The following is a 23,644-nucleotide window of genomic DNA, read 5'->3' as shown; positions in this document are numbered from 1 at the left end:
TTGACACGTGGCCATCCATCTCGAGGTGTACACGAGACTCAACGAGCGGGATATCCGCCGCAACTCCGACCGGATCAAGCGCGAATACGACGATGCCGGCCGCGACGCCGGAGCCTTGTTCGGAAACCAATTCTCGGCTGGCGTCGAGCGCTCGGCACCGAAGGTTGAGAAGTCGATGGCACGCGTTGAGAAGGCCACCGACAAGGTCGCTGACGCGATGGGTCGCGTGCGCAGCGAGCAGGCCCAGTTGGATGCCCTCGACAAGCGGTCCAGTGCGACTCGTGAGCAGAAGATCAAGCAGGCCGAGCGGTTGGCGGCTGCGCAGCGCGCCGAGGCGGCCGCGATCCGGGAGGCTTCCCGAGCTCACTCTGATCACAGCCGAAACCTGGTCAATATCGGTCGGTCCGGGGATGGCGCGGCGTCGGCGCTGACCAGTCTGGGCACCACCATCGGATCGTTGGGCCGTGTCGGTGGGGTGGCCGGCATGGCGGTCCTCGCAGGCGGATTGGTGAACGTGGCAGGTGTCGCAGCGTCGGCTGCCGGTTCCCTGGCGTTGCTTCCGGGCGCTGCTGGTGCCGCGGCCGCCGGGCTCGGCACGCTGAAGCTGGCCACGCTCGGTTTCGGGGATGCGATGGACAGTATCCGGGATCCGGAGAAGTTCGCCGAGGCGTTGCAGTCGTTGTCGCCGAACGCACAGCAGGCCGCGTTGCGGATCCGCGAGTTGCTGCCCGAATTCGACAAACTGAAGAACGCCACCCAGGATTCATTCTTCGCTGGTGTCAGTGACCAATTGGACGCGTTGTCGCGAACGCTGCTGCCCACGGTGCAGACGATGACCACCAGCATCGCGTCCTCGTTCAATCAGATGTTCATGGGCATCACGAACCAGCTAATGCAGCCCGGTACGCGCGCGGAACTGGAGAACATCGCCAACCAGGTGGGTGCGGCGTTTCGGGAGTTGGCTCCGGCCGCGGCCCCGCTTACCGAGGCGTTCGCCGACATCATGAGCGTGGGTGCGGATTTCATGCCCGAACTGGCTCGCGGCGCTGCCGATGCGGCGACCGGGTTCCGCGACCTGGTGGCCGGGGCCAAGGAATCCGGCAAGATTCACGAGTGGATCGACAGTGGTCTCACCACCCTCGGGCAGCTCAAAGACATCACCGTGGACGTGGGTAAGGCGTTCCTGGAGCTGAAACCCATTGGTGAACAAGAACTTCCGAAGATCGCGAACGCGGTCGACGATATCTCCAACTCGATGGAGACGTTGGTCGGGTGGCTGGAGACCACGAAGAACATCGTGGGTCTGATCGTCAACCCGCTCGATTCGATCAAGGGTTTCGCCGAGCAGTTGGGTCTCATCGAACCCGGTACCCGCGGCATCTCGGACTACACCCGGCCGTCGAATCCGAATCTCGCGCCGCCGGGTGGCGGTGTTCCGCAGGCACAACTTCAAGCGCCCGCCGGTGCACGGGAATCCGGTGGGTTGCCGACAACGATTTTCGGGGTGCCGTCAGCTCAGGCGACCGCACCGGCCGGTACCCGCGAGTCCGGTGGTTTGCCCCCCGCGATCACCCCCGCGCCGTCGCCGCCTCTGCCGGTCCCGGCCCCACCGACGCCCGGTGGTGCCAGCGGGCCGCGGCTACCCGACGCACCAGTGTTGCCGCTCAACACCACCCTGCCGGCCGGTATCCCCGGAATGCCGCAGACGGCCGCGACATTCAACGCTGAGTCGTCGTATCTGGAGGCACAGCACACTCTGGCGGAGAAGCGGGCCCGGCTGGCGCAACTGGAGAAGACGACCGCCGCGACCGCCGACGATGTGCAGAAGGCCCGCAACGATGTGGTTGAGGCGGACCGTGACGCGCAGGCCGCCGAGATGCGGCTGAATGAGGCGCGGCAGAACCAGTACGAGCAGATGACGCGGGCCGGTGACCGCTACGCCAAGCAGCTCCAGAAGGGTGCGGCGCAGCTCGGGGAGATCGGTGCCCGGTTGGATGCCGATTTCGGTATCTCCAAGGGCCTGGCGGGGATCGCGGAGAACATCACGAAGTTCGTGGCGAATCTCGCTGCTGCACCGCTTCTAGGTCAACTCGATGCCATCGCGCAGGCCAACCCAACTCAGGGTGGCCACGGCATCATGGGAATCCTCGGCGCACAAGGCGCATTCGGCCCGCAGTACATGAACAACCAGTACGCGCAGGGCTCTGGCGGCTCTGTGGCTGCGATGGGACCGCCCGCGTTGCAACCTGGCATGAACTTCCCGATGCCGGCGGGCCTGCCGCGCCAGTATCAGTCTGGGATGGTTCCCAACAACGTTCGGCTGCTCAGCGTTTTGGAATCGATGTTCCCGGAGCTGAAGATGTCTGCCGACACGGGTCGACGGGACAGCTTCGGTGAACACGGCTCCGGCCAGGCGCTCGACATCATGGTCGGTGCGAACCAGGCGCTTGGCGACCAGATCAACGAGTTCTTGTTGCAGAACGCGGATGCGCTTGGGCTGCAGTACAACATCTGGAAGCAGGCCACGTGGCGACCGGACGGTTCGGTGTCACCCATGGGTGACCGTGGCTCGCCGACGCAGAACCACATGGACCATGTGCACGCCCGCGTGAAGCCCGGCCCGATAGGTGGCGGCGGCAGTGTGTCGCTCACGACACCGTGGGGCGCTCCGAATGCCTATCCGTTCGGACCCACTACTGCCGGCGCTTGGGCGACGAATCCCGCTCCGCTGCCAACGTCGATGCCAGGCGGCCCGATCGCTGCAGGCGCACCGACCGCGGCCCCGTTCGCCAACCGCACCTACGGCGGCAGCGCCCCGGCGTCAGGTACCGGCCAGGGTGGCGTGAGCATGATGTCAGGCGGGCTGCTCGACACGGCGATCGGTGTCGGCGCCAGCGGTCTCGACATGCTCGCCCCCGGCGCCGGGCAGGCCGCGCAGACCGCCACGAAGCTCATCAACCGCACGATCCAGTACGGCGGCCAAGTCGGTGGCATCCTCGCCCAGGGCGCGCTGGAAACCCTCGTGCCGTTCGGTGGTTCCGAGCTCGCCAACAACAACTGGATCACCCGCATCGTGGGCGGGCTCGCCGGAGCCGCTCCCGCACTGCCCAATCTTGCCGGGAAGTCGACGCAAGCACCGACACCCGAACAAGTCGCGGGTGTGGATCCGAACACCACCCAGCACGGCGCTGGTAACGGTCAGCCGGTGCAGCCGGGGCCAACGATCCAAGTCACGAACCAGCGGGCCACCGAGGACGGCACCGGCCGCGACATCGCCTGGCATCTAGAGCAGGCCAACAGGGGACCGGGGATGTAAGGGCGGGGATGTAATGGACGACATGACAACCTGCGAACACTGCACACTCCTCACCGCCGGGGAAGAAGCCCGCGTGCACACCCTCGACGCCCTCCGCGTGGAACGACTCATGCTCATCCTGCTGACCGAGGCCAAAGACGCCGCCGCCGAGATCGCCACCACCCTCCACGGCTGCCAGGCATGCATGGGCCGCTTCGCCGCCATCTGCCTCGTGATGTACATGGACATGTTTGAGCGTCTCGCTGGGGGCCGGGAGCACGCCATACAGGCGGTTGAGAACAGTCTCAAAGCCCACCTCGACGCCGCAGCGGGTGGTAACTTGCCGCCCGCTGCGGAAGATGTCCCAAATGGGACACCCGAGCAGGAAACCTGATACATCCTGTGATCCATGCCCCAGGCGTCCACCCCTCCCCCTGGGGCTCCGGAACTGACCCCGGCCCAGATGGCTCGCATTTTCTACGGGTCTGGGGATTTTTCGAGGGTCAGTGAATCGTGTCAGTGATCGGCACGTCGCTATTGTTCGGCCCACCCGGCGCGTGTCCGTCTTTGGTCTCGACGTCCTCCCACTGGCCAGGCGCGTAGTAGGTGGTTGTGTCCGGTTTTCCGTGTCGTGTGACGCGTAGGATTCCGCCATTAAGGAACTCGTATTCGTCCTCGTTGGGGAACGACTTCTTGCCGCCCGTCCGGAACGGGCCTTTGCGGGTCTCGATGAGGTGCACGGTGAACGACATACCCGGGAGCCTGCCATGTCGGCGGGACCGAGGGGCGCAGCTTCCTCCGAGACGACAGTCCAGAATCCACCCGCCCCGAGGTCTGTTAAGCGTTTTTCGTTGAGCTGGATGCAAAGCGGGCTATGCACCGTTTGGCGCCGCGCATTAATCACCCGACTGTCATTGTTTGCGCCACGTGCGCAATACACTTTTCGCCATGCCATTCGGGGGCCACTGCATCGACGACGACGCGGCACGGTATTAGATGGCGTCGTATACCCAGGAGCTGCTTAAGCAGGGTGGATTTGAGTACGACTGGCATTCGAGCCTGGGGGGTGACATCCGGGTGCAGAACGACGATTCGCCCGGATGCTGGGACGACATGCGCGTCACTCTGGAAAGGGTGCGGGATGGTTCCTGCCGGTCGGACGAATGGGACGCACCCTTGGGGCGCAAGTACGCCGACATTGGTGAGGTGAAGCGTAAGCGAGCACGGCGCCACTATCGGCTGTACGTGACGGCGGAGCGTGACCGGCCGGGAGTACTGCTGTTGCTCCACTTCGCGTGGAAGCCTGGCGGCAAGAAAGGGCTTGAAGTGCAGAACGGTCACATCGACGAGGCGTTCAATCGGTTGATGGACTGGCATCGTTGACCTCGACGCCTTGCCCGCCCCGCCGTGTTGCGGTTAACCTCAACCTTGTGGCTGACCTCGAAGAACTGGAACGTGCTGCGGGGATCGACCCTGAGAGCGCGGACTCGCGCCTGCGTCGGAAGCTGGCCCAGGCGGACGACGACCTGCTTGAGCAGTTGGTGCAGTTGCGTAAGGATAAAGGCCTGACCCAGCAGGTGGTCGCTGATCGGATGAAGCGCGATAAGGCCGCGGTGTCGAACTTTGAACGACTTAGTGCTGACCCGCACCTGTCCACAATTCGCCGCTATGCTGCGGCGATCGGGGCTTCCGTCGAGCACCATGTGCAAGACTTCGAAGCCATCGAATCGTCGGGATACGAGAGTGTGGTCGAGAAGCGGTTCGAAGGCCTGCTGCAGTCCTGGACTGTTGAGATGGACAAGTTCTGGCGGGAGTTGTTCTCCGAACCGGCGAGCACGTGCAACGTCATTTATATGGATGCCTACCGTGGTCGGCTGACGCCAGAGTTCGATGACGACCGCGTCTGCTGCGATGGCTGAATCTTCCAAAAGAGATCTGGTCTCGCCGATATCGGCACGGGAGTATCTCGAACTGGTTCGCGCGTCCCGATTCCGGGTGATCAACCGGGTTGCGGCGACAAAACCAGTCGAAAGCCTGTACGAGCTCATTGGAATAAAGGGTGAGGTCGAAAGCGACTATACGGAGCTAGCCTCCAGTAACGACCGCGACGAGGTTGATGACATCGCTACGATCCGGGTGTCGTCTTTTATACGGCCCAAGGTTTTCGGCCTCCGTGTGGGAGTGCGACTCGAGGACGAAGAGTATCTCGTAGCTGTCGATGGCACAGTCGAGTATCAGTGGGAACATGCGGTCGTCTATGTTCCTGATCCGATGACCGAGTTTCTTCGCATGCAGGCTGCGCCAAGGGTCATTTTCGGTACGTGGGCTGTCGTGGAAGAGCTAGGACGGTCACTTAGCACTCAGCTGCCCGAACCACCGCAGTTCGGGGTTGACGGTGTCGTGAAGGCGGTGCGGCACCAAATCGTCGAGCATTCTGCTGCCAGCCGCTGACGTCTTTTGGGAACCGACTTTGCAGGCACCGCGTCTAACCAGATATGCGGGATATTGACGGGATAGACACCGAACTCTGGCTGATTGCGGTGGTGCGTGCAGCGTGCCGGCGGGACAGTACGCCGTTGCCGAGCATCTCGGCAGCCGATCGCCTGCTAGATGAACGCCTGGATATCAGGAGCGTTGATCGACGCCATCAAGTCCAATCGTCCGCAGTCCGTCCGCAGTAGTTTCAACTCCGCTCTAACCAAACCAACACAGTCAACCCTCTGACGTGCGGTGATGATCACTGACCAACGCAGCAAACCTCAACAAACGCCCAGCGCATAGTTCTCGCTCTACTACGACGTCTAAGTCGGCTCGCCGACGCGACGTCTAAGTCGGCTCGCCGACGCGACGTCTAAGTCGGCTCGCCGACGCGACGTCTAAGTCGTGTAGCTCAAACCGTGGCCCCCGGTTCTTGCCGGGGGCCACGGTTTTAGGCTAACCTCAGCAACGCGAGCGCAGCCGCTCGTGGTGCTGACAACCTCACAGGTCAACGGAGAGATTCGTTGGCCTTTTCGTTTCTCTCCAGCCGTATTCACCTATGAGAGAACGAGGTTCACCATGTTCACGGTTTTCATGTTGGTCAAGACCAATCCGGAATGGCTCGGATTCCCGGTGGCCAAACGGTTCGACGAGTTGAGCCGGCACCTGCAGCCGATACTCGAGCGCCACCCCGAAGTGAAATTCCGTTGGTACGACACGGAGTTCTACACCGCGAGGGTCACCGACCTCCTGCTGTGGGAGACCACCGATCCGCACGAGTACGAGCTCGCGGTCGAGGAACTGCGCGAAACACCATTCTGGGACCGGTATTTCACCATCGTCGAGATCCTCCCCGGGGTGGCGAACGCGTACGCGGACAACTACGGCAGGTCCCCCATCGGTTAGCCACCCGACCGGCGGCCAGCTCAGTGCGGAAAGGACAATTGACCCATGCGTGTTCTGGTGCAACGGGTCAAGCGTGCGCAGGTGACGGTCGACGGGGACGTCGTCGGCGCCATCGAGCCGAACCCGCAAGGGCTGGTCGCCCTGGTCGGGGTGACCCATGACGACGACGCGGCGAAGGCCCGCAGGATGGCCGAAAAGCTCTGGCAGTTGAGGATTCTCGACGGCGAGAAGTCGGCATCCGATGTTGGCGCACCGATCCTGGCGATCAGTCAGTTCACGTTGTACGCCAACACCGACAAGGGCCGGCGCCCGTCGTGGAACGCGGCGGCGCCCGGCGGGGTCGCCGAACCACTCGTGACCGAGTTCACCGACGCACTGCGCAAATTGGGCGCGACTGTGGAAACAGGGGTTTTCGGTGCGGATATGCAGGTGGAACTTGTCAATGACGGACCGGTAACGGTGCTATTGGAGCTGTGAACTGGCTGGGAGTGGCGCGTATGGTCTGATCATGACGACTAACCTGGAAACCCGGCTCGCCACCTACTCCCCCGTCGTTATCGGCATATTCCGCGTCGTGTTCGGCTTTCTGTTCACGATCCACGGCGCGGCGAAACTGTTTGCCTGGCCGGTGGATTCCGGCAGCGGCGCAATCCCCGTCGGCACCTGGCCGGGCTGGTGGGCCGGCTTGCTCGAGCTCGTGCTCGGCCTGCTGATCCTGACCGGTCTGTTCACCCGTATCGCGGCGTTCATCGCGAGCGGTGAGATGGCGGTCGCCTACTTCTGGCAGCACCAGCCCAAGGGTTTGTTCCCGCTGGAGAACGGCGGCGAACCGGCGGTGCTGTACTGCTTCGGCTTCCTGCTGCTGGCCGCGATCGGCGGAGGCGCGTTCGCGCTCGACACCGCGCGTGGCCGGCGCACCGCCCGTGGGTAGGTTGCTGCTCGCCGCCGTCACGGCGGCGGGCCTGCTGCTCACCACGGCCGGGCCGGCGGGCGCCGAACCGCAGAACGCGCGCCTCGTCGTGATCACGACCGGCGGAACCATCGCCACCAGCACCGATCCCAGTGGCGTCCGGCGCCCGACGGTCGGCGGCGCAGAGCTCGCCGCAGGTCTCGACGTCGAGGTCGTCGACCTCATGAAGAAGGACAGTTCGCAGCTCACGCCGGCGGATTGGGACGCCATCGGTACCGCGGTGAAGAACGCGGTGGCCAACGGCGCCGACGGCGTGGTGATCACGCATGGCACCGACACCATGGAAGACACCGCGATGTGGCTGGCGACCACCTACCAGGGCTCGGCGCCGGTGGTGCTGACCGGGGCGCAACGCAGTTCCGACGCCCCCGACGCCGACGGGCCGACGAACCTGCGCGATTCCCTGACCGTCGCGGCCAGCCCGGCCGCACGCGATCAGGGTGTGCTGATCACCTTCGCGGGCAACGTGTTCCAAGCGCTCGGCACCCGCAAGATGAACACCGCCGACCTGTCGGCGTTCGGCGGCACGGCACCGGTCGGCACGGTCGGTGACAACGTGTTCACGTTGAATCAGCCTGCGCGAAAACCGTTCATCGCCGAGGTGTCGGCAGGCGCCGCACCGCGCGTCGACATCGTCGCGGCCTATCCGGGCGACGGCCCGGGGCCGATCGACGCCGCGGTGGCCGCGGGCGCCCGCGGAATCGTGCTCGAAGCACTGGGGTCGGGCAATGCCGGTGACGCGGTCGTGGATGCGGTACGGCGGCACGCGCCGGCCGGCGTGGCGTTCGCGATCTCGACCCGCGTGCCCAACGGTCCGGTCGAGGCCGAATACGGTCCGGGCGACAACATGGTCAAGGCCGGCGCGGTGATGGTGCCCAACCTACGGCCGAGCCAGGCCCGGGTGCTCATGATGGCGGCCCTGGCGGCCGGCCGGCCGGTCAATGACGTGTTCACCCGGTGGGGCTGACCTAACGGTCGAGTCCGAGGTCGGCACGGAACCGTTTCATGCCGTCGATCTTGTCGGCCAGTGAGGCGTCGGGACCGGTGTAGAACATCCACGGCATGGTCAGGATGTGGGTGATTCCGCCGGCCTCGGCGCGCTCGTAGTCGGCGCTCGTGATCGCGTCGACCAACGGCGTCAGCACGGTGAAACCGTCCATCGACAACCCGGCCTCGGCACGCAATTCGCGCAGCCGGGCGATCGCGGCGATCGCCCGGTCGGTCGTGATGAGGTCGCCGATCCAGCCGTCGTTGCGGGCGGCCCGGCGCAGCGCCAGGTCCGACAGGCCGCCGACCCAGATCGGGATGTGCGGCGGTGTGGGTTCCATCTCGAGCCTCGGTGCGGTGTAGAACTCGCCGCTGAACTCGGCCCATCCGGGCGACCAGAGTTCGCGCATCAGTTCCAGCATCTCGTCGGTGCGCCGCCCCCTGGCGTCGAACCGCTGGCCCACGAGCTCGAATTCGTCCTTGCACCACCCGACGCCGACACCGAGGTCGACGCGGCCCCCGGCCAGGTAGGCGGCAGTGCCGATGGCCTTCGCCGCGGCGTAGGGGTCGCGCATCGCGGGGATGTAGACCGTGGTGGTGAAGCGCAGCCGGGTCGTGGCCTGCGCGAGTGCGCCGACCAGCACCCACGGGTCGGGCCAGTGGGTGAACGGCTGCCAACGCCGTTCGCCGTCCTTGGTGTACGGGTAGGGCGTCGACAGTGTCTCGAGGTTGACGATGTGATCGGGAATGCCCATCCCGTCGTAGCCGAGATCATCTGCGGCCTTGGCGATCTCGACGATCTCGGCGGTGTCGAGGAAGCCGCTCGCGATGTAGAACTTCACGCGGAGAACGTCATCCCGCGCTTCGGGCCCAGGCCGGCATGATGAACACGCCCTCGGCCTCGACCGTGACCCCGTCGGCGTCGCTGAGCCGGCCACGCGCGAACGTCTTGACACCTTCGGTGCGTTCGACGAACGCGTCGGCACGCAACTCCCCCAACGGTGTTCCGCGCACGTACCGGCACGTGATCGTCCCGGTGTAGAGCGGCTTGTTGAGCCCGCCGCTGGCCACTTCACCGAGGATGTGGTCGAGCACGAGCGCACAGATTCCGCCGTGCACCCAGCCCGTCGGCCCCTCGTAGGCCGCGCCGAGCGTGAACTCGCTCCAGCACGTCCCGTCGGATTCGTGGTTGATGATGAGCGGCGGCGCGAGCGCGTTGCGCAGGCCCACCACGGGGTTGGCCCACACGACCGGTCGGCCTGTCTCGGCGTGCCGCATGGGCTGTGGCCCGTCGCGTTGCTCGCGTCGCAGCGTCTCGGTGACGGCCTCGATCGCGGCGGTCGCCCGTCCGATGCTGTCGTCGGCGACGCCCGACCGGATGCTCGCGTCGACGAGATCGCGGACCGCGTTCGTCAACGGTTCGTAGAGTGCCTGCAATCGGTCGTGCTCATCAGCGCTGATGACGTCGAACGTGTAGTCCACCTGTCCTTATTAGCACCACTAATCACGGTCCGGCGGCTCAGCCCCCGAAAACCTTGCGCACAACGGCCTTGGCGCGGCGCGTCACGCGCAGGTAGTTGTCGAGGAATTCGCCGCCGTCGTCGCTGCCCCAGCCCGCCGCGAGTGCCACCGCGTTGAGCTGTCGCCCGGGCCCGGGCAACTGGTCGGTCGGCTTGCCGCGCACGAGCACCAGCGCGTTGCGCGCACGCGTCGCGGTGAGCCAGGCCTCGCGCAGCAGTTCGACGTCGCCCTCGGCCACGAGCTCGGCCGCGCCGATGGCGTTGAGGGCCTCCAGCGTCGAAGTGTTGTGCAGCGCAGGTACTTTGTGCGCGTAGCGCAGCTGGAGCAACTGCACGGTCCACTCGATGTCGGCCAGTCCGCCGCGGCCCAGTTTGGTGTGGGTGTTGGGGTCGGCGCCGCGGGGCAACCGCTCGGCGTCCACGCGCGCCTTGATGCGCCGGATCTCGTGCACCGCCTCGGCCGAGACCCCACCCGGTGGGTATCGGGTCTTGTCGACCATGAGCAGGAACCGCTCGCCGAGCTTGAGATCGCCGGCCACCCGGTGTGCCCGCAACAGCGCCTGGATCTCCCACGGCTGCGCCCACTGCGCGTAATACGCCTCGTACGACGCGAGCGTGCGCACGAGCGGGCCGTTGCGGCCCTCGGGCCGCAGGCCGGCGTCGACCTCGAGCGGTGGATCGGCACTCGGCGTGCCCAGCAGGGCGCGGACCTGCTCGGCGATGCTGACCGACCAGCGCACCGCGACCGACTCGTCGACGCCGGACACCGGTTCACACACGAACATCACGTCGGCGTCGGACCCGTATCCGAGTTCGCTGCCGCCCAGGCGGCCCATGCCGATCACCGCGATGCGGGCCGGCACACCGGACTCTGGCGTGTTGGCGCGGATCACCGCGTTGAGCGCGGCCTGCAGCACCGCGACCCACACCGACGTCAGCGCCTTGCAGACGTCGGTCACCTCGAGCATGCCCAGCACGTCGGCCGACGCGATGCGGGCCAGTTCGCGGCGGCGCAGCGTACGCGCGGCCGCGATACCGCGGACCGGGTCGGCGTGCCGTCCGGCCGAGGCGACCAGGGACCGGGCCACGCTGTCGGGGTCGCCCTCAAGCAGTTTCGGGCCATTCGGGCCGTCGGCGTAGAGCTGGATCACCTCGGGTGCCCGCATCAGCAACTCGGGGATGTAGGCCGAGGTGCCGAGCACCCGCATCAGCCGCTTGGCCACGGCGCCCTCGTCGCGCAGCGTCGACAGGTACCAGCGCTGCTCCTGCAGCTCGTCGCTGATGCGGCGGTAGGCCAGCAGGCCGGCATCGGGATCGGGTGTGTCCGAGAGCCAGTCGAGCAGGGTCGGCAGCAGCACCTGCTGCACCCGGCCCTTGCGGCCGGTCGCGCCGGTCAGCGCGGCCAAGTGGGTCAGCGCGCTCTGCGGGCCTTCGTAACCCAGTGCGGCGAGCTGGCGTTCGGCGGCCTCGGTGCTCATGCCTGCCTCGATGCCCAGCGCCGGCTGGCCCACCGATTCGAGCAGCGGCTGGTAGAACAGCTTGGCGTGCAGGCGCGACACCCGAAGGCTCTGCCGTTTGAGTTCCTCGCGCAATACCCCGGCCGCGTCGTGCGTGCCGTCGGGACGGATGTGGGCGGCGCGCGCCAGCCAGCGGAACGCCTCTTCGTCGCTGTCGTCGGGCAGCATGTGCGTGCGCTTGAGCCGTTGCAGTTGCAGCCGGTGTTCGAGCAGCCGCAGGAATTCGTACGACGCGGTCATGTTCGCGGTGTCGTCGCGGCCGATGTAGCCGCCCGCGCCGAGCGCGGCCAATGCGTCCACCGTGGACGCGACGTGCAGGGAGTCGTCGTTGCGACCGTGCACCAATTGCAGTAGCTGCACGGCGAATTCGACGTCGCGCAGTCCGCCGGTACCGAGCTTGATCTCACGGGACCGCACGCCGGCGGGCACGAGTTCCTCGACCCGGCGGCGCATCGCCTGTACCTCCGGCACGAAATCCTCACGCTCGCAGGCCGTCCACACCATCGGCATCAACGCGTCGATGTACGCCTTGCCCAGGTCGGGGTCGCCTGCGGCGGGCCGGGCTTTGAGCAATGCCTGGAATTCCCACGTCTTGGCCCAGCGCTGGTAGTAGGCGACGTGGGAGTCGAGCGTGCGAACCAGTTGTCCGCGTTTGCCTTCGGGCCGCAACGCCGCGTCGACCTCGAAGAAGGCGTCGGCGGCGAACCGCATCATCTCGCCCGCGACCCGGGTGGCAGTCGTCAGGTTGTCGTTGGTGACGTCTTCGCCGACGAAGATCACGTCGACGTCGCTGACGTAGTTCAGTTCGCGCGCACCGCATTTGCCCATCGCGATGACCGCCAGCCGGAGGGCGTCACTCGGGCTCTCACCGCACACGGCGCGCGTGGCGACCGTCAGCGCAGCGGCCAGCGCGGCGTCGGCCAGATCGGACAGGTGGGTGCTCACCGTGACGAACGGCAGCACGGGCTCGTTCTCGACGGTCGAAGCCACGTCGAGGGCGGCCAGCACCAGCAGCTTGTCGCGGTACAGGTCGCGCATGGGCGGCACCGCGGCACTTGTGCCCCGGTCGATGTCGACCTGCTGCGCGGCCGCGGTGAACCCCTCGCGCAACTCGTCGGCGCCCGGCAGAACGGCTCTCCCCACCAGCAGCCGCCAGGACTGCGGGTGGGCGACCACATGGTCGCCGAGCGCGAGCGACGAGCCGAGGACACCGAACAGCCGGCCCCGCAGCGCGCGGTCGGTCAGCAGTTCGCGGTTGAGCTCGTCCCAGTCGCCGCCGAGCGCCTCGGCGAGCCGCACCATCGCGAGCAGCGCGACGTCGGCGTCCGGGGCGCGCGACAGCGACCACAACAACTCGACGTGATCGTCGGTGTTCCAGCCGAGCCGGTCCAGATGGGCGTTGGCCTGCGAGTCGACCAGCCCGAGCCGGCCGACACTGGGCAGTTTCGGGCGCTCGGTCGCGGGCTTGGGCACGAAGAAAACGTTACAGGGAGCGACTAGAGCGACAGATACGTCTTGAGCTCGTAGGGCGTGACGTGGCTGCGGTAGTTCTCCCACTCGGTGCGCTTGTTGCGCAGGAAGTAGTCGAATACGTGCTCCCCCAACGCTTCCGCCACCAGCTCGGAGCTCTCCATGGCCTCCAGCGCGTTGCCGAGGCTCGACGGCAACTCGCGGTAGCCCATCGCGCGGCGCTCCTCGGGGGTCAGGCTCCAGACGTTGTCCTCGGCCTGCGGGCCCAGCACGTAGCCCTTCTCGACGCCCCGCAGGCCCGCGGCGAGCAGCACCGCGAACGTCAGGTACGGGTTGCATGCCGAATCGGGGCTGCGCACCTCGACGCGACGCGACGACGCCTTGCGCGGCGTGTACATCGGCACGCGAACCAGTGCCGAGCGGTTGGCGGCACCCCAGGACGCCGCGGTGGGCGCCTCGCCCCCGTGCACGAGCCGCTTGTAGGAGTTCACCCACTGGTTGGTGACGGCGCTGATCTCGCTGGCGTGCTCGAGGATGCCCGCGATGAAGGACTTGGCCACGTCGGACAGTTGCAGTGGGTCGTCGGGGCTGTGGAAGGCGTTGGTGTCGCCCTCGAACAGGCTCATGTGGGTGTGCATGGCCGAGCCGGGGTGTTCGGCGAACGGCTTGGGCATGAACGAGGCCCGCACCCCGTCGCCGAGCGCGACCTCCTTGACGACGTAGCGGAACGTCATGACGTTGTCGGCCATCGACAGCGCGTCGGCGTAACGCAGGTCGATCTCCTGCTGGCCCGGCGCGCCTTCGTGGTGGCTGAACTCCACCGAGATGCCCATCTGCTCCAGCGCGTCGATGGCGTGGCGGCGGAAGTTGGGCGCCGCGTCGTGCACGGCCTGGTCGAAGTAGCCGCCGTTGTCGGCGGGCACCGGCACACTGCCGTCGTCGGGGCCCGGCTTCAGCAGGAAGAACTCGATCTCGGGGTGGACGTAGCACGAGAAGCCCAGATCACTGGCCTTGGCCAGCTGCCTGCGCAGCACATGCCGGGAGTCCGCCCACGACGGTGAACCGTCGGGCATGGTGATGTCGCAGAACATCCGCGCGGAATGATGCTGGCCCGAACTGCTGGTCCACGGAAGCACCTGGAACGTCGACGGATCGGGCCGCGCGACCGTGTCGGATTCGGATACGCGTGCGAACCCTTCGATCGACGAGCCGTCGAAACCGATGCCCTCTTCGAAGGCTCCCTCGAGCTCGGCGGGCGCGATCGCCACGGACTTCAGGTATCCGAGCACGTCGGTAAACCACAACCGGACGAACCGAATATCGCGTTCCTCCAGCGTGCGCAGCACGAATTCCTTCTGGCGGTCCATGCCCGCAGCGTAGGCACCGGCTGTTAAATCCGTGTTACGGCCCTGGCTGGGTTTGATTTCCGTGTCGCTGCGCGGCCGCTTCACGCACCTAGCAATTGAGGTTGCCGGGCGACTGCCGGTTGACGAAGAAGTTCAGCACCGCGGTGTCGACGCAGGCGTCGCCGTTGAACACGACGGTGTGCTGCGAGCCGTCGAACGAGATGAGCGCCGCACCCAGCTGCCGGGCCAGGTCCACGCCGGCCTGATACGGCGTCGCGGGATCGCCCGTGGTTGACACGACCACGACCTTGCCTGGCCCGGGCCCACGCACCTGGTGCGGCACCGACGTGGGCTGCACCGGCCAGAGCGCGCAGACGTCGCGCGGTGCGTATCCGGTGAATGCGCCGTAGGCCAGAAACGGCGCGACTTCCCGGATCCGGCGGTCGGCGTCGGCCCACACGGCCGGGTCGGTCGGGTACGGCGCGTCGACGCACCGGATCGCGGTGAAGGCGTCCTGCAGGTTCTGGTACCGGCCCGCATCGTCGCGGTTCTGGTAGTCGTCGGCCAGCAGCAGCAGGTCCCCCGCGTCGGTGCCACGCTGCAGGCCGAGCAGCCCGCTGGTGAGATATGGCCAGTACCGCGCCGAGTACAGCGCGTTGACCGTCCCGGTGTTGGCGTCCTGGTAGCTCAGACCCCGCGGGTCGGACGTGCTGCCGGGGCGGGCCACCAGCGGATCGACCAATTGCTGGTAGCGGCTGACGAATTGGGCGGGGTCGGTGCCGAGCGGGCAGCCCTGGGCCTTGGCGCAATCGGCGGCGTAGGACTCGAAAGCCTTTTGGAATCCGGCCATTTGGCGGATGTTCTTCGTGATCGGGTCGATGCTCGGATCGACGGCGCCGTCGAGCACCATGGTGCGCACCCGGTCGCCGTACTGTTCGGCGTAGGCCGCGCCCAACTCGGTCCCGTATGAGAAGCCCAGATAGTTGATCTGGTCCTCGCCGAGCGCGGTCCGCACCGCGTCCATGTCGCGCACCGTCGATGCGGTGCCGATGTTGGCCAGGAACGGTGCGCCCATCCGGTCCAGGCACTGCTGGGCGAACTGGCGGTACAGGCCTTCGATGTGGGCGACGCCGGCCGGGCTGTAATCGGCCATCGGCTCGCGGCGGTACGCGTCGAACTCGGCATCGGTGCGGCAACGCAATTGCGGCGTGGAGTGCCCGACGCCGCGCGGGTCGAACCCGACGAGGTCGAACCGGCGACCGATCTCGGTGTCGGCCAGGGCCGCGCCCATCCCGGCGACGGTGTCGACCGCCGACGCTCCGGGACCGCCCGGATTGACCATCAGCACCCCGAGGCGATCACCGGTGGCCGGTACCCGGATGACGGCCAACTGCGCTTGTGCGCCTTGGGGATCCGCGTAATCGACGGGTACCGCGACCGTGCCGCATTGAGCGGTCGGGATCGCCGACACGTCGGGAATCCAGTTCGCGCAGCCGCCCCACGCCGGTGGTGCGGCGGATGCCACGGGCGTCACGACCGCGGGCAGGGCAAGCAGCATCGCCGTCAAGATTCCGCCCACCCACCGCACGGCTGCCATGGTCGCACGGCCCGTGCGGCCGAGTCTTCCGCTGAGGCCGACCAGAGATCGGCCGGAAACCATACGGTGACCTTGCGATTCGGCGGCGGTCAGCAGCGGGTGTCCGGCGGCGGCACGGTCACGTCGACGAGATACGTCGCGGCGATGTCGTCGATGCACTTGTCGCCCTGGAACACCACGGTGTGCTGGGTGCCGTCGAAGGTGACCAGCGTGCCGCCGAGCTGGCGCGCCAGGTCCACACCGGCCTGGTACGGCGTGGCCGGGTCGTTGGTCGTCGAGACCACGAGCACCGGCGGCAGCCCGCTCACCGCGATCTCGTGCGGCGTGCTGGTCGGCGGCACCGGCCAGAACGCACAGGCCCCGAGCGGCGCGTTGCCGGTGAACTCGCCGTAACTCATGAACGGTGCGACCTCGCGAAGCCTGCGGTCCTGCTCGACGACGATGGCGCGGTCGGTGATCGCGGGTTTGTCCATGCAGTTGACCGCCACCCGCGCGTCGGTGGAGTTGTTGTAGTGGCCCTTGGCATCTCGGCCCATGTACAGGTCGGCCAGCGCCAGCATGAGGTTGCCGTCGCCCTCCTTGAGCGATTTGAGCGCGTCGGTCAGGTGCCGCCACAGGTTCGGCGAGTAGAGCGGCAGGATCGTGCCCACGGTCGCGTCGCTGTAGCTCAGCCCGCGCCCGTCGCGCGTCTTGGCCGGGTTCTGGACCAACGGGTCGATGATGCTCTTGTACACCTCGACGGCCTTGGCCGGATCGGTGCCCAGCGGGCAGTCGGGGCTCTTGGCGCAGTCGGCGGCGTAGTCGTCGAAAGCTTTCTGGAACGCCGCGGCCTGGCGCACGCTCTCCTCGACCGGATCGGCGTTGGGATCGACGGCGCCGTCGAGGATCATCGCGCGGACCTTGTCCGGGAACTCCTCGGCGTAGGTGGCGCCGATGCGCGTGCCGTAGGAGTAGCCGAGGTAGGTCAGCTTCTCGTCCCCGAGCGCGGCCCGAATGGCGTCGAGGTCCTTGGCGACGTTGTCGGTGCCGACGTTGGCGAGGAACTCCTCGCCCATCTTGTCGACACACCGCTGAACGAACGCCTTGGTCTCGGCCTCCAGGTGGGCCACGCCCTCCGGGGTGTACTCCACCGTCGGGTCGGCACGCTGGCGGTCGTTGTCGGCGTCGGAGTTGCACCACACCGCCGGGTTCGACGACGCGACGCCGCGCGGGTCGAACCCGACGATGTCGAATCGCTCCTTGACCGATTGCGGCAGGCTCGGCAGCAGCGACAGCGCCGACTCGACGCCGGATTCGCCGGGCCCGCCCGGGTTGATCACCAGCGAACCGATCTTCTCGCCGGTCGCCGGGAAGCGGATCATCGCGATCCTGGCAACGTCACCGTCGGGCTTGGAATAGTCCACCGGCACCGACAGGAGCCCGCATTCGGCCGCGTCGGGAATGGGTGCCTGATCGCCCGCACCCGCATTGCACGGCAACCACTGCACCGGGGTGCCCGGCCTGGGCACCGCGATGATCGCGCGCCCCTCGATCACCTGGCTGCAGCCCGCCACCGCCAGCACCATCACCGCCAGCAGCGCACCGAACCTGATCCTGACCTTCATGGCACCACATGCTGCCATGACTCGTCGCGTGCACCGGTCAGGGCCAGCCGACCAGCCGGGATTACCGGGTCGCCTTCACCAACTCGTCGAGCGCGACGGCGAAGTCGTCGGCCAGGTCCCACAGGTCGGGCAGCAGTTCCGGGCACGACACGATGCCGACGTCGAGTTTGCCGGTCAGCGACATCACCGTGATGTTGAGGCCCGAACCGTGGAATATCGGCCCCAACGGATACATCGCCTTGACCTCGGCGCCGAGGAAGTACAACGGCACCTGCGGCCCCGGCACGTTGGAGACGACGAGATTGTGCACGGGTTTGGCCCCCGACAGCCGGCTGGCCGCGTAGACGCGCATGGCCACGCCGAACACCGCCGGGGCCGCGAATTGCGTCCAATCCTGCAGCAGCGTCGCGCCGATCGCCGAACTGTGTTGTTTGGCAACCGAATTCGCCTCGGATATGGCCTTGAGACGTTCGGCCGGGTCGTCGATGTGGGTTTCGAGTGTGGAGAACATGCCCGACACCTGGTTGCGCCCGGGCCGGTCCGACCGGTCGTGCACCGAGACCGGCACCATTGCGACGAGCGAATTCTCGGGCAGCTCACCGCGATCGGCCAGAAAAGTGCGGAGCACACCCGATACGAGCGCCATCACCACGTCGTTGACCTTGACGCCGAAGTGATTCTTGACGGTCTTGATGTCCTCGAGGTCGAGTTGCGCGAACGCGATGTTGCGGTGGCCCGTGATGTTGGCGTTGAACGCGGTCTTGGGCGCGGCGAACGGGGCCGCCATCGTCATGCCGTTGCGCGCCCGCCGCACGGTGTCGACCACCGACGACAGCGTCGACGGCACGACGTTGACCAGCTTCAACGGTCGCGTCGCGAACTTCACCGCACCGTTGATCGCGATCTCGAGTCCGGTTGCCCCGCCCACGCCTTCGACCGGATCCGGTGGCGGCGCGTCGGGTTCGGTGGTGCACAGCCGCGACATCAGATTGGCGCCCGTGACGCCGTCCACGCCGGAATGGTGCACCTTCGTCATGACCGCGAGCCGTCCACCGGCGTGTGCGTCGGTGCCCGCGACGTTTTCGATGACCCACATCTCCCACAGCGGCCGGGTGCGGTCCAGCGGCAACGATGCGATGTGGCCGCAGATCTCGGCGAGTTCGGTGCGACCACCCGGCGCGGGCAGCCCGATCCGGTGCAGGTGCCGGTCGACGTCAAAGTCCTTGTCGTCCACCCAAACCGGATGATCGAGGTTGAACCGGCTGTCGGCGAGTTTCTCCCGGAATTCCGGCATGGCCTTGATCCGCAGTGACAGCGCGTCGCGCATCCGGTCGAACGTGTAGCCGCCGGGCATGGTCGAGGTGTCGAGTTCGAGCACCGAGCACACGTGCATCGGCTGGGCCGCGGTTTCGAGATACAGGAAGCTGGCGTCGAGTCCGCTGAGCCTTTGCATGCGCCTGATCGTAGGGAGACGAGTCGGCAACTGTGAGGAAATCCACTTAACGAGTCGTTTACCCACTTTCCGGCGGGTGGCAGACTGACATGTGTCAGCCGAACCCGGGGACCACACATTGGCCTCGAGGATTCGAAAAGACCATCAATCGAGGGACAACGATGTCTGAACAGTCTGTTTACGGTGCTGCCGGCGTGTCTTCGGACGGTGCGCAGGACACCAAACCCCGCACCAAGGTTCGCACGGTCACGCTCCAGAAGTGGAAGGCCGAAGGCCACAAGTGGGCCATGCTCACCTGTTACGACTACTCCAGCGCGCGGGTGTTCGACGACGCCGGCATCCCGGTGCTACTCGTCGGTGACTCCGCGGCAAACGTCGTATACGGCTACGACACCACCGTGCCGATCACCATCGACGAGCTGATCCCGTTGGCGCGGGCCGTGGTCAAGGGCGCCCCGCATGCGCTCGTCGTCGCCGATCTGCCGTTCGGCAGCTACGAATCGAGCCCGCAGCAGGCGCTCGCGACCGCAACGCGCTTCATGAAGGAAACCGGCGCGCAGGCCGTCAAGCTCGAAGGCGGTGAACGCGTCGCCGAGCAGATCGCGACGCTGACCGCGGCGGGCATCCCGGTGGTGGCCCACATCGGTTTCACGCCGCAGAGCGTCAACGGGCTCGGCGGGTTCCGCGTGCAGGGTCGCGGCGATGCCGCCGATCAGACCATCGCCGACGCGATAGCCGTCCAGGAAGCCGGCGCCGTCGCGGTCGTGCTGGAGATGGTGCCCGCCGAGCTGGCCACCCAGATCACCGGCAAGCTCACCATTCCGACGGTCGGCATCGGCGCGGGCCCCAACTGCGACGCCCAGGTGCTGGTCTGGCAGGACATGGCCGGCCTCACGAGCGGCAAGACCGCCAGGTTCGTCCGCCGCTTCGGCGACGTTGGTGGCGAATTGCACCGCGCCGCAACGCAGTACGCGCAGGATGTGGCGGCCGGGGTGTTCCCGGCCGAGGAGCACAGCTACTAGGAGCCGCTACGCGAACTCCGACCGGCGCTTGGCGAGGAACGCATCAACCCCCTCGCGGCCGTCGGCCGAGTCCGCTCGTGCGGCGATCAACCGGCCCTCGGCCTCCATCTGCTCCTCGAGGCTGTTCTTGAGCGAGGACAGCAGCAGCGTCTTGACCGCGCCGTTCGACCCGGCCGACCCGCCGGCCAACTGCTCGGCGAGTTTGCCCGCCCGCTCCGCGAGGTCGGCGTCGGCGACGACCTCGGTGACCAGGCCCCAGTCCTGCGCTTCGGTCGCCGACAGCGTGCGGTTGGTGAGCATCAGTTCCTGTGCGCGGCGCATGCCGACCAGACGCGGCAGGTAGTACGACGAACTGCCGTCTGGGCTCAGCCCCACCTTGGTGTAAGCCATGGTGAACGACGCCGATTCGGCCGCCAGGACGAGGTCTCCGGTGACGGCGAGCGAGAAGCCCGCCCCCGCCGCGGTGCCGTTGACCGCGGTGATCAGCACGGCGTCCATCCGCCCGAACGACGAGATTGCCCGGTGCAGGTCGTCGGCGACACCCTTGATGAACTGCCCGCGGGCGGGCGCGGTCGAGAACGCCTTGAGGTCGCCGCCTGCGCAGAAGAACCGGCCGGACCCGGTCAGCACGACGACCTTGGTGCCCACCGTGTCGCAGCGCCGCGCGGCATCGGCCAGTTCACGAGTCATGGTGTGGTTCATGCCGTTTGCTGCGTCCGGGCGGTTCAGCGTGATGCGCGCGATCGCACCGGACTGCTCGAACGTGATGGCTTCATACGTGGGCTCGGTCACGCACCGGACTCTAGCGGGCCGCCCGCTGCGGCGGTCGCACCCCCAGCCGGTCCGCGGTCGCGCGGACCAGGTCGGCGAAATCGCGGTCGTAGCCGACGGCCCGCAGGGCGCCCTCGCCGATCACCCACGGTTGTTCGGGCGGTATGTCGGCATCGTCGGAACGGCTGTTGATCACCGATTCGACCAGGCGGAACGGCAGGTCGTCGGCATCGGGCGGGCCGCCGCACTCGGCGATCACGTCGGCAGACAACCGCCGGTAGCGGCTACGCAGCTCGGCGCGGCTGCGTCGGAACGGCTCGAAGCGATCGGTCCGCAGCTCCGGCAGCAGGTACAGCGCACCGAGGTTCCACCGGCCCGCGCACAGCTGGGCCGCGTCGCCGACCACGAGCGCGTGCAGTCGCGGCGCGGCCGGGCCGGACTCCCCCGCCAGATCCGTGGCCAGCCGTAGCGGCGCGTCGACCGTCCCGGTCAGCAGCGCGTCGAGAATGTCGTCCTTGGTCGCGAAATGGTGGTAGAGCGACGCCTGTCGCACCCCGACCGCATCGGCGATCCGACGGGTGGATGTACTGGCATAGCCGTGGGTGGTGAACAGCTCGGCCGCGGCGTCGAGTATCTCCTCGCGGGCCGTCTTGCCCGGCCTGCGGGGCTGTTCCAGGCGCGGACGGCCCCGGCCCGCGCCAGCCATCGCCCCGGTGGTCATCTCAACATTCTGACACCGGGCCGCGTGCCGTCACGCCGGCTGCAGCGCCGCCAGGTACTGCTGCTGGCAGGCGCGGCGGGCCAGCTTGCCGCTCGTTGTCCGCGGAATCGATCCTGCCGCAACGAGTTTGACGTCAGCCACGGCGACAGCATGGCGCCGTGAGATCGCGGCGCGGATCGCGTCGACGATCGGCGCCGGGTCGGCGCGCCCCGCGCCCGGGGCCCGCTCCGCCACGATCGCCAGCCGTTCACCGGACGGGGACGGCACGGAGAACGCCGCGACGAATCCCGCCCGCACCGCGGGCGAAGCCTCGGCCACGGTGGCCTCCAGATCCTGGGGGTAATGGTTGCGACCGTCGACGATCACCATGTCCTTGATCCGGCCGGTGATGTACAGCTCGCCGTCGACGTACATGCCCAGGTCGCCCGTGCGGAACCACGACGCACCCTCCGGCGCACCCTCCGCATGGCTGTTGCGCTCGAGTCGCGTTTGCAGCTTGTTGCGGAAGGCGAGCTCGGTTTCGTGCGGCCGCCGCCAGTAGCCCTGGCCGACGTTGTCTCCGTGCAGCCAGATCTCACCGACCTGGCCGTCGGGCAGCTCGGCGTCGACGTCGTCGTCGGGCGAGACGATCACCGCCCACTGGCTGCGCGCGATCTGCCCGCACGACACCTGGGGCACCGCTTCCGGCGCGTCGGGCGATACCAGGACCGCGCGGCCGGCCCCGAGTTCCTCGCGGTCGACGTAGATGGCGCTCGGGCGGGCGTCGGGCGCGATCGTCGAGACGAACAGCGTGGCCTCGGCCATGCCGTAGGAGGGTTTGACGGCCGTCGGCGAGAGCCCGTACGGCGCGAACGCGTTGTTGAACACCTCGATCGAGGACATGCTCACCGGCTCGGAGCCGTTGATCAGGCCGGCGACGTTGCTCAGGTCGAGCTCCTCGCCCGCGGGCGGCAGGCCGCGCTGGGCCGCGAGCTCGTAGGCGAAGTTGGGCGCCGCGGCAAACGTCGGCAAGTCGGACGCCCCGAGTTCTTTGATCCAGCGGTACGGGCGTCGGACGAACGCCACCGGCGACATCAACGTGATGTGGCCGCCGCACAACGCCGGGAACATGATCATCAGCAGACCCATGTCATGGAACAGCGGCAGCCAGCTGACGCTGCGGATGTTCCAGTCCAGGCCGACCGAGATGATCATCTGCAGCACGTTGGTGCAGGCCGCGCGGTGCGTGATCTCCACACCGGCCGGTGTGCGCGTGGATCCCGACGTGTACTGCAGGTACGCGATGTCGTCGGTGCGCAGCTCCGCGCTGCGGAAGCCGGCGCCGACGGAGTCGGGTACCGCGTCGACGGCGATCATCCGGGGCCGCCGGTCCCGCGGCAGCTTGCGCAGAAAGTCGCCGACCGGTCCGGCCGCCGCAGTGGTGGTCAGCACGACCGATGGGCTCGCGTCGCCCAGCACCGCATCGAGGCGCTCGGTGTGGCCGGGCAGCTCCGGGGAGAACAACGGAACCGCGATGGCGCCCGCGCGGATCGCGGCGAAGAACGCGACGACGTAGTCGACGCCCTGCGGGGTCAGGATCGCCACGCGGTCGCCCCGTGATGTGACCTGCTGCAACCGGGCTCCGACCGCGCGGACCCGGGTGTCGAGCTGCGCCCAGGTCAGCTCGACGGCCCGTCCGTCATGGTCGAAATCCAGATATCGGTAAGCCGGCGTATCACCGAACTCGGCGACGTTGCGGTCGAAATGCGACAGCAGCGTGGAGCCGTCCGGGATGGCGATCTCGCCATCCGAATCCAGGTAATCCGCGACCTTCAGGCGTGCCGAAGCGCCGCTTGTCGTCATGGCATCCAGACCCATGTCCGCAATCTTAAGAGGTTTCCTCAGAAACGGGTGGAACCTGTTGTGCGCGGCGCAAAGTCTTTACCTTGACGTGACCTTTGGTCGGTTAAGGGCAACCATTCCGGTGTGGCACGCTGGTGCCATCGGA

Annotated in this window: 21 protein-coding genes; 10 read left to right on the top strand and 11 right to left on the bottom strand. The window is 67.2% G+C overall.

Annotation, left to right across the window (positions count from 1 at the left end; genetic code table 11):
- Positions 1 to 7: 7 nt before the first annotated feature.
- Positions 8 to 3,316 (top strand): VldE C-terminal domain-containing protein, encoded by a 3,309-nt coding sequence (locus ACOI2T_RS13745; protein WP_421876766.1) that lies wholly within the window; start codon positions 8 to 10, stop codon positions 3,314 to 3,316.
- Positions 3,317 to 3,329: 13 nt separating this feature from the next.
- Entirely contained in the window at positions 3,330 to 3,689 is a 360-nt protein-coding gene (locus ACOI2T_RS13740) for a hypothetical protein (protein WP_421876763.1), read from the top strand.
- A 109-nt stretch (positions 3,690 to 3,798) separates the two neighbouring features.
- Here ACOI2T_RS13740 and ACOI2T_RS13735 read toward each other — a convergent pair whose 3' ends face one another.
- Positions 3,799 to 4,047, bottom strand: a complete 249-nt coding sequence (locus tag ACOI2T_RS13735; RefSeq protein WP_421876760.1) for a hypothetical protein — start codon at positions 4,045 to 4,047, stop codon at positions 3,799 to 3,801.
- 244 nt (positions 4,048 to 4,291) lie between these two features.
- Between ACOI2T_RS13735 and ACOI2T_RS13730 the strand changes: the two genes are divergently transcribed.
- From ACOI2T_RS13730 to ACOI2T_RS13700, 7 genes are all read left to right on the top strand, one after another.
- Entirely contained in the window at positions 4,292 to 4,678 is a 387-nt protein-coding gene (locus ACOI2T_RS13730; protein WP_421876757.1) for a hypothetical protein, read from the top strand.
- Positions 4,679 to 4,725: 47 nt separating this feature from the next.
- Positions 4,726 to 5,214, top strand: a complete 489-nt coding sequence (locus ACOI2T_RS13725) for a type II toxin-antitoxin system RelB family anti-toxin (protein WP_421876754.1) — start codon at positions 4,726 to 4,728, stop codon at positions 5,212 to 5,214.
- On the top strand, positions 5,207 to 5,746 hold the full coding sequence (locus tag ACOI2T_RS13720; protein WP_421876751.1) for a hypothetical protein: 540 nt from the start codon (positions 5,207 to 5,209) through the stop codon (positions 5,744 to 5,746). Before ACOI2T_RS13725 ends, ACOI2T_RS13720 begins: the two co-directional genes overlap by 8 nt.
- 606 nt (positions 5,747 to 6,352) lie before the next feature.
- Positions 6,353 to 6,679 (top strand): darcynin family protein, encoded by a 327-nt coding sequence (locus ACOI2T_RS13715; RefSeq protein WP_409501623.1) that lies wholly within the window; start codon positions 6,353 to 6,355, stop codon positions 6,677 to 6,679.
- Between the two features lie 45 nt (positions 6,680 to 6,724).
- On the top strand, positions 6,725 to 7,156 hold the full coding sequence (gene dtd, locus ACOI2T_RS13710) for a D-aminoacyl-tRNA deacylase (protein WP_409501622.1): 432 nt from the start codon (positions 6,725 to 6,727) through the stop codon (positions 7,154 to 7,156).
- A gap of 31 nt (positions 7,157 to 7,187) precedes the next feature.
- Positions 7,188 to 7,610: a DoxX family protein gene (locus tag ACOI2T_RS13705; protein WP_409501621.1), complete on the top strand. Its 423-nt coding sequence runs from the start codon at positions 7,188 to 7,190 to the stop codon at positions 7,608 to 7,610.
- A gap of 34 nt (positions 7,611 to 7,644) precedes the next feature.
- Positions 7,645 to 8,616, top strand: a complete 972-nt coding sequence (locus tag ACOI2T_RS13700) for an asparaginase (protein ID WP_409501905.1) — start codon at positions 7,645 to 7,647, stop codon at positions 8,614 to 8,616.
- Position 8,617: 1 nt separating this feature from the next.
- Here the strand turns inward: ACOI2T_RS13700 and ACOI2T_RS13695 are convergent, their stop codons facing one another.
- The 7 genes from ACOI2T_RS13695 to ACOI2T_RS13665 all read right to left on the bottom strand — a co-directional run bounded on the left by ACOI2T_RS13695 (position 8,618) and on the right by ACOI2T_RS13665 (position 19,143).
- Positions 8,618 to 9,478: a TIGR03619 family F420-dependent LLM class oxidoreductase gene (locus ACOI2T_RS13695; RefSeq protein WP_409501620.1), complete on the bottom strand. Its 861-nt coding sequence runs from the start codon at positions 9,476 to 9,478 to the stop codon at positions 8,618 to 8,620.
- Positions 9,479 to 9,488: 10 nt separating this feature from the next.
- The gene (locus ACOI2T_RS13690) at positions 9,489 to 10,118 is read right to left on the bottom strand and encodes a PaaI family thioesterase (protein ID WP_409501619.1); all 630 of its coding nucleotides are present in this window, start codon (positions 10,116 to 10,118) and stop codon (positions 9,489 to 9,491) included.
- Between the two features lie 37 nt (positions 10,119 to 10,155).
- A complete protein-coding gene (locus tag ACOI2T_RS13685) occupies positions 10,156 to 13,146 on the bottom strand; it encodes a bifunctional [glutamine synthetase] adenylyltransferase/[glutamine synthetase]-adenylyl-L-tyrosine phosphorylase (protein ID WP_421876746.1) in 2,991 nt (996 codons plus the stop codon).
- Positions 13,147 to 13,169: 23 nt separating this feature from the next.
- Positions 13,170 to 14,510: a type I glutamate--ammonia ligase gene (gene glnA, locus ACOI2T_RS13680; protein WP_067855312.1), complete on the bottom strand. Its 1,341-nt coding sequence runs from the start codon at positions 14,508 to 14,510 to the stop codon at positions 13,170 to 13,172.
- A gap of 88 nt (positions 14,511 to 14,598) precedes the next feature.
- Positions 14,599 to 16,086, bottom strand: coding sequence for an alpha/beta hydrolase (locus tag ACOI2T_RS13675; protein WP_409501904.1), 1,488 nt, complete (start codon positions 16,084 to 16,086; stop codon positions 14,599 to 14,601).
- A gap of 89 nt (positions 16,087 to 16,175) precedes the next feature.
- On the bottom strand, positions 16,176 to 17,690 hold the full coding sequence (locus tag ACOI2T_RS13670) for an alpha/beta hydrolase (protein ID WP_409501617.1): 1,515 nt from the start codon (positions 17,688 to 17,690) through the stop codon (positions 16,176 to 16,178).
- A 61-nt stretch (positions 17,691 to 17,751) separates the two neighbouring features.
- Positions 17,752 to 19,143, bottom strand: coding sequence for a WS/DGAT/MGAT family O-acyltransferase (locus ACOI2T_RS13665; protein WP_067855306.1), 1,392 nt, complete (start codon positions 19,141 to 19,143; stop codon positions 17,752 to 17,754).
- 161 nt (positions 19,144 to 19,304) lie between these two features.
- Between ACOI2T_RS13665 and panB the strand changes: the two genes are divergently transcribed.
- Positions 19,305 to 20,165 (top strand): 3-methyl-2-oxobutanoate hydroxymethyltransferase, encoded by an 861-nt coding sequence (gene panB / locus ACOI2T_RS13660; protein ID WP_409501616.1) that lies wholly within the window; start codon positions 19,305 to 19,307, stop codon positions 20,163 to 20,165.
- A gap of 6 nt (positions 20,166 to 20,171) precedes the next feature.
- Here panB and ACOI2T_RS13655 read toward each other — a convergent pair whose 3' ends face one another.
- From ACOI2T_RS13655 to ACOI2T_RS13645, 3 genes are read right to left on the bottom strand one after another with little or no spacing between them, the layout of a single operon-like run.
- Positions 20,172 to 20,957 carry an enoyl-CoA hydratase/isomerase family protein gene (locus ACOI2T_RS13655; RefSeq protein ID WP_409501615.1) on the bottom strand — a complete coding sequence of 262 codons (786 nt, stop codon included), beginning with the start codon at positions 20,955 to 20,957 and terminating at the stop codon, positions 20,172 to 20,174.
- A gap of 10 nt (positions 20,958 to 20,967) precedes the next feature.
- Positions 20,968 to 21,642, bottom strand: a complete 675-nt coding sequence (locus ACOI2T_RS13650; RefSeq protein WP_409501903.1) for a TetR/AcrR family transcriptional regulator — start codon at positions 21,640 to 21,642, stop codon at positions 20,968 to 20,970.
- 45 nt (positions 21,643 to 21,687) lie between these two features.
- Positions 21,688 to 23,514 (bottom strand): fatty acyl-AMP ligase, encoded by a 1,827-nt coding sequence (locus tag ACOI2T_RS13645; RefSeq protein ID WP_409501614.1) that lies wholly within the window; start codon positions 23,512 to 23,514, stop codon positions 21,688 to 21,690.
- Positions 23,515 to 23,644 lie beyond the last annotated feature (130 nt).

The organism is Mycolicibacterium wolinskyi str. Jessa 2025 (assembly GCF_049241375.1).
In the GTDB taxonomy this organism is placed as follows: domain Bacteria; phylum Actinomycetota; class Actinomycetes; order Mycobacteriales; family Mycobacteriaceae; genus Mycobacterium; species Mycobacterium wolinskyi.
This window is presented reverse-complemented; position numbering and strand designations above follow the sequence as displayed.